This is a genomic window from Streptomyces silaceus, assembly GCF_001419745.1.
GTDB lineage: Bacteria > Actinomycetota > Actinomycetes > Streptomycetales > Streptomycetaceae > Streptomyces > Streptomyces silaceus.
Window position 1 is genome coordinate 26,030 of record NZ_LIRJ01000117.1, and the last position, 8,243, is coordinate 34,272.

The following is an 8,243-nucleotide window of genomic DNA, read 5'->3' on the forward strand; positions in this document are numbered from 1 at the left end:
GGGAGTCAGCACGTGTCAGCAGTCTCCGACCGCCTTCCCACCTTTCCCTGGGACAGGCTCGAGCCGTACAAGGCCACCGCGGCCGCCCACCCCGGCGGCATCGTCGACCTGTCGGTGGGCACCCCGGTCGACCCGGTGCCCGAGCTGATCCAGAAAGCGCTGGTCGCGGCCGCTGACTCGCCGGGCTATCCGACGGTGTGGGGCACCCCGGAGCTGCGCGACGCGCTCACCGGCTGGTGCGAACGGCGCCTCGGCGCACGCGACTTCACGCACCGCAACGTCCTGCCGGTGGTCGGCTCCAAGGAGCTGGTGGCCTGGCTCCCGACGCAGTTGGGCCTCGGTCCGGGCGACGTGGTCGCCCACCCGCGGCTCGCCTACCCGACGTACGAGGTCGGGGCGCGCCTGGCCCGCGCCGAGTACGTCGCCTACGACGAGCCCACCGAGCTCGACCCCACGAACCTCAAGCTCCTGTGGCTCAACTCGCCCTCGAACCCGACCGGTCGGGTCCTCACGCGCGAGGAGCTCACCCGTACCGTCGCCTGGGCGCGTGAGCACGGCGTGCTGCTCGTCAGCGACGAGTGCTACCTGGAGCTCGGCTGGGAGGCCGAGCCGGTCTCGGTGCTCCACCCGGACGTCTGCGGCGGTTCGTACGAGGGGATCGTCGCCGTCCACTCGCTCTCCAAGCGGTCCAACCTGGCGGGCTACCGCGCGGCGTTCGTCGCCGGCGACGCGGCCGTCCTCCACGACCTGCTGCAGATCCGCAAGCACGGCGGCATGATGACCTCCGCGCCGACCCAGGCCGCCGTCGTGGCGGCCCTCGGTGACGACCAGCACGTGCACGAGCAGCGCCAGCGGTACGCGGCGCGGCGCACGGCCCTGCGCGAGGCCCTGGTGAAGCACGGCTTCCGCATCGAGCACAGCGAGGCGAGCCTGTACCTGTGGGCCACGCGCGACGAGTCCTGCTGGGACACCGTCGGCCACCTCGCGGAGCTCGGCATCCTGGTGGCGCCCGGCGACTTCTACGGCCCGGCGGGCGAGCGCTTCGTGCGCGTGGCGCTGACGGCGTCGGACGAGCGGGTCGCGGCCGCGGTCGAGCGCCTGGCCTGAGCCGGTCCGCCGCCGACAGGACATGACGAAGGGCCCGGAGCCAGTGGCTCCGGGCCCTTCGTGTGCGCATCGGGCGATCAGCCGAGCGGCAGACCCTTGACCGGCAGCTGGTCGGCGGCCGGCAGACCGCCCTTGGTCAGGCCGTCGGTGGGCAGGCCGCCGTCGGTGGCCGTGCCCGCGGTGTCGCCGAGGACCTCGCCCGCGCTGCCGGCGACATCACCGGCGGCCTTCTGCGCGGCGGGGGTCGCGGTCTTGGCGCCCTTGCCGACGGCCTTGCCCGCGGTCGGAACGGCCTTCTTCACGGCCTTGCTGCCGGTGTCACCGGCGAGGTCGCTGACGTTCTGAGCGGCACCGTCGACGGTGTTGCCCAGGCCCGCACCGTCCAGAGCGGTCAGCCCGCCCAGGTCGGGGGCGGCCGGGAGAGCCGCGGCGCCAGCGGAGCCGGCCGCACCGACCACGGAAGCTGCGCCCGCTGCGCTGAGCAGCGCGGCACGGGCGATCCGGCGGGTCAGGGGGAGGGACATGATGCTCCTTCAGACGGGAGAGAACGTGGGGTCGTCCGGCCGGATCGGCTCCGGCTTCCCGCCGGATGGGTTCCGGCGTTCGGACGCAGTGACTACCGCTCGAAGTCCGCGAAGGTTGCGGCGGCCCAACGTAAAGAGTTGGCAATGCGTCGCATAATCGCCTGCGGCTAAAAGCGGACAAACGGCACCCGTCCCAGAGGCCTGCTGAATCCTTCATCCCCTGTGTTCTCAAGGGATTCGAGGTTTACGGGTGGGGCGCGGGGGAAACCTGTGCGCGGCGTCGAGCCGACGCGCTCACCGTGCCCCCATCGAGTGATCAGCCGTACTGCTGCCCGGTGACGATTCGGACCTCGTCCGCGGCACCGCCCGGCCTCGCGGCCCCCTCCGACGGCACCTTCCGCCACGTCCCCGAGCCGCCGGCGCGCCACTCCCGGCCGCCGTACACGACCCGCTCGATGTGCAGCGCCGAGGACTGGGCCACCGCCCAGTGCGCCAGCTCCCAGCCGCGCTGCGGGGTCCGGCCGCCGGCCAGCGGCGCGGGCACCGGGACCGTCACCGTGCGCCCCCGCGCGGCGTCCGGGCGCACCTCGCGGCCGAAGTCCCGGACGAGGGCGGCCCGCACCTGCGCCGGGCCCGACGGGTCGGTGTCCGGGCGGCCCTCGCAGCCGAAGGTGGCGGGGGAGCGGCCGGTGAGCGCGGCGGCGAGCAGCGCGGCGTCCGGCTCGTGCTTGGCGTAGGCCTGGGGATAGCCGCTGCGCTGCACGCGCTGCGCGGCGACCGTGAGGGGCAGGCGCGAATAGCCGGGGACCTCGGCCAGGTGTTCGTAGAACCGGCCCGCCGAGTACGCCGGGTCCATGATCTGCCGCTCGTCGCCCCAGCCCTGCGAGGGCCGCTGCTGGAAGAGGCCGAGCGAATCCCGGTCGCCGTGGCTGATGTTGCGCAGGCCCGACTCCTGGAGGGCCGTCGCCAGCGCGATGGTCACCGCGCGCTCGGGCATGCCGCGCGAGGTGCCGACCGCGGCCACCGTCGCGGCGTTCTGCGCCTGTTCGGCGGTGAACTCGTACGAGGCGCCGTCGCCGTTCCCCGACACCACCGTGCACCGCGGAGCGGGCTTGCCCCCGTACACGTACTGCACCGCCACATAGCCCGCGACGGCCAGCAGCACCGCGACCGCGGCCCCGCAACGGAGGAGACGGCCGCGCCGGAAGGGGACGGGGGGCTCAGGCACGCGTCCAAGGTACTGGAGTCCACCGACAGGTCGGCGCGCCGTCTGGCGTTAGGGTCTTCGGCATGCCTCACACACCGCTTGACCTCACGCTCGACGCCGCGAAGCTCACCGCGCAGCTGGTCGACTTCCCGTCCCCGAGCGGCGAGGAGAAGGCGCTCGCCGACGCCATCGAGACGGCCCTGCGGGCCCTGCCGCACCTCACCGTCGACCGGTTCGGCAACAACGTGGTGGCCCGCACGAACCTCGGCCGCGCCGAGCGCGTCGTCCTCGCCGGGCACATCGACACCGTGCCGATCGCCGAGAACCCGCCCAACGTGCCCTCGCGCCTGGACGAGGACGGCATCCTGTGGGGCTGCGGCACCTGCGACATGAAGTCGGGCGTCGCCGTCCAGCTGCGCATCGCGCAGACGGTGACCGAGCCCACCCGCGACCTCACCTTCGTCTTCTACGACAACGAAGAGGTGGCCGCGCACCTCAACGGCCTCGGGCACGTCGCCGAGGCGCACCCCGACTGGCTCGCGGGCGACTTCGCGATCCTCCTGGAGCCCACCGACGGGCTCGTCGAGGGCGGCTGCCAGGGCACGCTGCGGGTCCTGCTCAAGACCAAGGGGGTGCGGGCGCACTCCGCGCGCGCGTGGATGGGCTCCAACGCCGTCCACGCGGCCACCCCGATCCTCCAGAAGCTCGCCGCGTACGAGCCGCGCAAGCCGGTCGTGGAGGGCCTGCGGTTCCACGAGGGCCTCAACGCCGTCCGCATCGAGGGCGGCGTCGCCACCAACGTCATCCCCGACGAGTGCACCGTCACCGTCAACTTCCGCTACGCGCCGGACCGCACCGAGGAGGAGGCCCTCGCCTTCGTGCGCGAGTACTTCGCGGACTGCGGCGTCGACGAGTTCGTCGTCGACGACCACACGGGACCGGCCCGCCCCGGCCTCACCCACCCGGCCGCCGCGGCCTTCGTGGCGGCCGTCGGCGGCGAGCCCCGGCCCAAGTTCGGCTGGACGGACGTCTCCCGCTTCAGCGCCCTCGGCGTGCCCGCGGTCAACTTCAGCCCCGGCAACCCGCTGCTCGCGCACAAGATCGACGAGCGTGTCGAGGCGGCGCGGATCCCCGAGGCGGAGGAGACGCTGCGGGCCTGGCTCACCTCCTGACACCCGAAGGTCCCTCTGTGGTAACCCGCGTAGACCTAGGCTGTCTGTCACGTACGCATGGAGGGAGCAGACGATGAGCAACCCCGACGAGGTCAGGGCCGGGAAGCGTCCCGACGAGCAGCGGCTCGGACCGGTGCTGCGCCGGCGCGACCAGGTCCAGGCCGGCACCACCGATCAGCGTCTCCTCGACTCCGACGGCCCCTCGGAGTGGGTGCACACGGACCCCTGGCGGGTCCTGCGCATCCAGTCCGAGTTCATCGAGGGCTTCGGCACGCTCGCCGAACTCCCGCCCGCGATCAGCGTCTTCGGCTCGGCGCGCACTCCGGAGGACTCGCCGGAGTACGCGGCGGGCGTCGCGATCGGCAAGGCCCTCGTCGACGCGGGCTTCGCGGTGATCACGGGCGGCGGGCCCGGCGCCATGCAGGCCGCCAACCAGGGCGCCGTCGAGGCCAAGGGCATCTCGGTCGGCCTCGGCATCGAGCTGCCCTTCGAGCAGGGGCTGAACCCCTACGTCGACATCGGCGTGAACTTCCGCTACTTCTTTGTCCGGAAAACGATGTTTGTGAAGTACGCGCAGGGCTTCGTGGTCCTGCCCGGCGGCCTCGGCACGCTGGACGAGCTCTTCGAGGCGCTCACGCTCGTCCAGACCCGCAAGGTCACGCGGTTCCCGATCGTCCTGTTCGGCTCGGAGTACTGGGGCGGCCTGGTCGACTGGCTGAAGAACACGGTCATCGCCCAGGGCAAGGCCTCCGACGCCGACCTGCTCCTCTTCCACGTCACGGACGACGTCGACGAGGCGATCACCCTGGTCACCAAGGAAGTCGGCAAGTAGCGCCACGACGACGTGAAGAACTCCCCGAAGGGAGTTCGCGCGGGTCCCCGGCGGTCGTCCGCCGGGGACCCGCGCGCGCTCAGGCGAGCCCGCGCCGCGCGACCGCCGGGTCCCGGTGCCCCGCGATCGTCGCCACCATGTCCAGGACCTGGCGGGTCTCGGCGACCTCGTGCACGCGGTAGACCTGCGCGCCCAGCCACGCCGAGACCGCCGTCGTCGCCAGGGTGCCGATCACCCGCTCCTTGACCGGCTTGTCGAGGGTCTCGCCCACGAAGTCCTTGTTGGACAGGGAGACCAGCACCGGCCAGCCCGTGTCGACCATCTCGCCGAGCCTGCGGGTGGCCTCCAGGCTGTGCCGGGTGTTCTTGCCGAAGTCGTGCCCCGGGTCGATCAGCACGGACTCGCGCGGCACGCCCAGCTCCACCGCGCGCTCGGCCAGGCCGACCGTCACCCGCAGGATGTCCGCCATGACGTCGTCGTACGTGACGCGGTGCGGCCGGGTGCGCGGCTCGGCGCCGCCCGCGTGCGTGCAGACCAGGCCCGCGCCGTACCGCGCGGCGACCTCCGCGAGCCGGGGGTCGACGCCGCCCCAGGCGTCGTTGAGTACATCGGCGCCCGCCTCGCAGACCGCCTCGCCGACGTCGTGCCGCCAGGTGTCGACGCTGATCACCACGTCGGGGAACCGCCTGCGCACCTCGGCGACGAAACCGACCGTGCGGCGCGCCTCCTCCTCGGCGGTCACCTCCTCGCCGGGACCCGCCTTGACGCCGCCGATGTCGACGATGGCGGCACCCTCGGCGACCGCCTGCTCCACGCGGGCGAGCGCGGGCTCGTCGCGGAACGTGGCGCCCTGGTCGTAGAAGGAGTCCGGCGTCCGGTTGACGATCGCCATGATCACCGGTTCGTGCACGTCGAACTCGCGCCTGCCAAGCCTGAGCATCCCCTGTGGCCCTCCTGGGTCCTTGTCGCGGTTCGGCCGCCTGCGACCTTAACTGTCGGTGCCGCATGGCACGATCGGACCCTGACAGTTTCAGCACGGGCAGTCGAGCGTGGGGGCCTCACGATGGTCTTGTTCTTGTTCCTGGTCATCGCCCTCGTCGTGGTGGTCGGCGCGGTGACCCTCGCCGTGATCGGCGGCGGCGAGAGCGGCGCCCTGCCCGACGCCGCGCCCGAGCAGTTCACCGATCCGCTGCCCCCGGACCGGCCGCTGCGCCGCGCCGACATCGAGGAGGTGCGCTTCCCGATGACCCTGCGCGGCTACCGCATGGCGGACGTGGACGACGTGCTCGGCCGCCTCGGCGCCGAGCTGGCCGAGCGGGACTCCCGCATCGCCGAGCTGGAGGCGGCCCTGGCGGGCGCCCAGGCCACGGCGGTCGCGGGCCCCGCCCTCTTCGAGGGGTACACCCCGCGCACGGCGGGCGAGGACGAGAAGGGCGACGACCAGTGAGCACCGAGACCGGCGCGATCCCCGGCCCGGACGGGGCCCTGCGCTGCCCCTGGGGCCTGTCCACCGAGGACTACGTGGCGTACCACGACGAGGAGTGGGGCCGCCCGGTCCACGGCGACGACGCGCTGTACGAGCGGCTCTGCCTGGAGGCCTTCCAGTCCGGCCTGTCCTGGATCACGATCCTGCGCCGCCGCGAGGGCTTCCGCGCGGCCTTCGCCGACTTCAAGATCGCCTCGGTGGCGGAGTTCACGGACGAGGACCGCGAGCGGCTCCTCGCCGACCCGGGGATCATCCGCAACCGCGCGAAGATCGACGCGACCCTCGCCAACGCACGCGTGCTGGCCGAGTGGCCCGAGGGCGAGCTGGACTCCCTGATCTGGTCGTTCGCACCGGAGGCCGCGGGGCGCGAGGCCCCGAGGACCCTCGCCGACGTCCCCGCGATCACGGACGAGTCCACGGCCCTGTCCAAGGCCCTCAAGAAGCGCGGCATCCGCTTCGTCGGCCCGACCACGGCGTACGCGCTGATGCAGGCCTGCGGCCTGGTCGACGACCACCTCGCGGACTGCGTGGCCCGCGAGGCGTCCCCCGCCGCCTAACGGCCCAGGTACTTCGGCTTCTCCTTGGCGATGAAGGCCTGCACGGCGATCGTGTGGTCCTCGGAGGCGCCGGCCCTGCCCTGCAGCTCGTCCTCCTTGTCCAGCGCCTCGTCCAGGGTGTGCGCCGCGGCGTAGGCGAGGGACTCCTTGAGCGCCGCGTAGGCGAGGGTCGGGCCCTCGGCCAGGGCGCGGGCCACCTGGGCGGCCTCGTCGGCGAGGTCGGCGGCGGGCACGACCTTGTTGGCGATGCCCAGGGCGTACGCCTCCTGGGCATCGATGTTGCGCGGGAACAGCAGCAGGTCGGCGGCCCGGCCGGGGCCGATCACGCGCGGCAGCGTCCAGGAGACGCCCGAGTCGGCGGTCAGGGCGACCCCGGCGAAGGAGGTGTTGAACTTGGCGGTGTCCGCGACCACGCGGTAGTCGGCGGCGAGGGCGAAGCCGAGGCCGGCTCCCGCGGCGACGCCGTTCACCCCGGCGACGACGGGCTTCGGCATCCCGGCGAGCGCCCGCACGATCGGGTTGTAGTGCTCCTTGACCGTGCTCATCGTCTGCCCGGTGCCCGCCTCGCGGTCCGCGGCGAGGTTGCCGATGTGCTCCTTGAGGTCCTGGCCCACGCAGAAGGCGCGCCCGGTCGCGGTGAGCAGCACCGCGCGCACGGCCGCGTCGGCGGCGGCCGCCCGCGCGGCCTCCCGCAGGGCGACCTTGGCCTCGGTGTTCATGGCGTTCATCGCCTCGGGACGGTTGATCGTGATCGTCGCGAGTCCGTCGCTCACCTCGTAGAGCACGCTGTCGGCCATGGTGGCCCCCTCCGCTGGTCCAGTAGGTAGGAGCTCAGCATGACGGAGATCATCGGGGTCGGGCACGAGGGCGGATATGTGACCTGCGTCAAAGAATTCCGGGCCTGTGGGGCGTATGGGGCGGCGAAGTATCGCAGCCACATCGCCGAATTGGGTGGTTTTGCGGGCGCGCGTTGCGCAAGCGATGCCGACTGATGTTGGTCATCGGGTCCTGCCATGCGGGATAATGGCCTGGAAGCAATATGTTCGATGCCGGTGACACCTGGGTTGTCGGCTGCGATGAGCTGGTTTCAGGAAGGGGAACGAGCATGGCGGCCATGAAGCCGCGGACGGGCGACGGCCCGCTCGAGGTGACCAAGGAGGGGCGGGGCATCGTCATGCGCGTTCCGCTCGAAGGCGGCGGACGACTTGTCGTCGAACTGACTCCGGACGAGGCCGACGCGCTCGGCGACGCCCTGAAGAAGGTCGTCGGCTGACGCGGAAGCGCCCACACTTTTCCACTGCCCCGGCATCGTACGACGAGCCGGGGCAGTGCTGTGCCGGGGCCCGGGCCCCGCGGGA

General features: G+C 72.6%; 11 protein-coding genes. 7 read left to right on the forward strand and 4 right to left on the reverse strand.

Features of this window, described 5'->3' with window-relative positions; genetic code table 11:
- Positions 1-12 precede the first annotated feature (12 nt).
- The gene (locus AOK22_RS13330; RefSeq protein ID WP_055698835.1) at positions 13-1,107 is read left to right on the forward strand and encodes a bifunctional succinyldiaminopimelate transaminase/glutamate-prephenate aminotransferase; all 1,095 of its coding nucleotides are present in this window, start codon (positions 13-15) and stop codon (positions 1,105-1,107) included.
- Positions 1,108-1,184: 77 nt separating this feature from the next.
- Here AOK22_RS13330 and AOK22_RS13335 read toward each other — a convergent pair whose 3' ends face one another.
- Both AOK22_RS13335 and AOK22_RS13340 read right to left on the reverse strand, forming a co-directional pair.
- On the reverse strand, positions 1,185-1,631 hold the full coding sequence (locus AOK22_RS13335) for a hypothetical protein (protein WP_055698836.1): 447 nt from the start codon (positions 1,629-1,631) through the stop codon (positions 1,185-1,187).
- A 316-nt stretch (positions 1,632-1,947) separates the two neighbouring features.
- The gene (locus AOK22_RS13340) at positions 1,948-2,859 is read right to left on the reverse strand and encodes a VldE C-terminal domain-containing protein (protein ID WP_055698837.1); all 912 of its coding nucleotides are present in this window, start codon (positions 2,857-2,859) and stop codon (positions 1,948-1,950) included.
- Positions 2,860-2,921: 62 nt separating this feature from the next.
- Between AOK22_RS13340 and dapE the strand changes: the two genes are divergently transcribed.
- Positions 2,922-4,010 (forward strand): succinyl-diaminopimelate desuccinylase, encoded by a 1,089-nt coding sequence (gene dapE / locus AOK22_RS13345; protein ID WP_055698838.1) that lies wholly within the window; start codon positions 2,922-2,924, stop codon positions 4,008-4,010.
- A 73-nt stretch (positions 4,011-4,083) separates the two neighbouring features.
- A complete protein-coding gene (locus AOK22_RS13350) occupies positions 4,084-4,842 on the forward strand; it encodes an LOG family protein (protein WP_055698839.1) in 759 nt (252 codons plus the stop codon).
- Between the two features lie 79 nt (positions 4,843-4,921).
- On the opposite strand, the gene folP is transcribed toward AOK22_RS13350, so the two are convergent.
- A complete protein-coding gene (gene folP, locus AOK22_RS13355) occupies positions 4,922-5,782 on the reverse strand; it encodes a dihydropteroate synthase (protein WP_055698840.1) in 861 nt (286 codons plus the stop codon).
- Between the two features lie 123 nt (positions 5,783-5,905).
- Here folP and AOK22_RS13360 point away from each other — a divergent pair, with 123 nt between their 5' ends.
- Together AOK22_RS13360 and AOK22_RS13365 are read left to right on the forward strand one after the other, a co-directional pair.
- Positions 5,906-6,289 carry a DivIVA domain-containing protein gene (locus AOK22_RS13360; RefSeq protein ID WP_055698841.1) on the forward strand — a complete coding sequence of 128 codons (384 nt, stop codon included), beginning with the start codon at positions 5,906-5,908 and terminating at the stop codon, positions 6,287-6,289.
- Complete coding sequence (locus AOK22_RS13365) at positions 6,286-6,885, forward strand: DNA-3-methyladenine glycosylase I (RefSeq protein WP_055698842.1); 600 nt, start codon at positions 6,286-6,288, stop codon at positions 6,883-6,885. The genes AOK22_RS13360 and AOK22_RS13365 overlap by 4 nt, the downstream gene beginning before the upstream one ends.
- On the opposite strand, the gene chcB is transcribed toward AOK22_RS13365, so the two are convergent.
- Positions 6,882-7,682: a 2-cyclohexenylcarbonyl CoA isomerase gene (gene chcB / locus AOK22_RS13370; RefSeq protein WP_055698843.1), complete on the reverse strand. Its 801-nt coding sequence runs from the start codon at positions 7,680-7,682 to the stop codon at positions 6,882-6,884. The genes AOK22_RS13365 and chcB overlap by 4 nt on opposite strands.
- 39 nt (positions 7,683-7,721) lie before the next feature.
- Here chcB and AOK22_RS41425 point away from each other — a divergent pair, with 39 nt between their 5' ends.
- On the forward strand, positions 7,722-7,877 hold the full coding sequence (locus tag AOK22_RS41425) for a hypothetical protein (protein ID WP_157872232.1): 156 nt from the start codon (positions 7,722-7,724) through the stop codon (positions 7,875-7,877).
- 113 nt (positions 7,878-7,990) lie between these two features.
- Positions 7,991-8,158: a DUF3117 domain-containing protein gene (locus tag AOK22_RS39700; protein ID WP_003966491.1), complete on the forward strand. Its 168-nt coding sequence runs from the start codon at positions 7,991-7,993 to the stop codon at positions 8,156-8,158.
- Positions 8,159-8,243: the final 85 nt, after the last annotated feature.

Bases quoted from the DNA above. Each gene is read 5' to 3' on its own strand.
- AOK22_RS13335 (WP_055698836.1), bottom strand. From the start codon at position 1,631: ATGTCCCTCCCCCTGACCCGCCGGATCGCCCGTGCCGCGCTGCTCAGC.
- dapE (WP_055698838.1), top strand. From the start codon at position 2,922: ATGCCTCACACACCGCTTGACCTCACGCTCGACGCCGCGAAGCTCACC.
- AOK22_RS13350 (WP_055698839.1), top strand. From the start codon at position 4,084: ATGAGCAACCCCGACGAGGTCAGGGCCGGGAAGCGTCCCGACGAGCAG.
- folP (WP_055698840.1), bottom strand. From the start codon at position 5,782: ATGCTCAGGCTTGGCAGGCGCGAGTTCGACGTGCACGAACCGGTGATC.
- AOK22_RS13360 (WP_055698841.1), top strand. From the start codon at position 5,906: ATGGTCTTGTTCTTGTTCCTGGTCATCGCCCTCGTCGTGGTGGTCGGC.
- chcB (WP_055698843.1), bottom strand. From the start codon at position 7,682: ATGGCCGACAGCGTGCTCTACGAGGTGAGCGACGGACTCGCGACGATC.
- AOK22_RS41425 (WP_157872232.1), top strand. From the start codon at position 7,722: ATGACGGAGATCATCGGGGTCGGGCACGAGGGCGGATATGTGACCTGC.
- AOK22_RS39700 (WP_003966491.1), top strand. From the start codon at position 7,991: ATGGCGGCCATGAAGCCGCGGACGGGCGACGGCCCGCTCGAGGTGACC.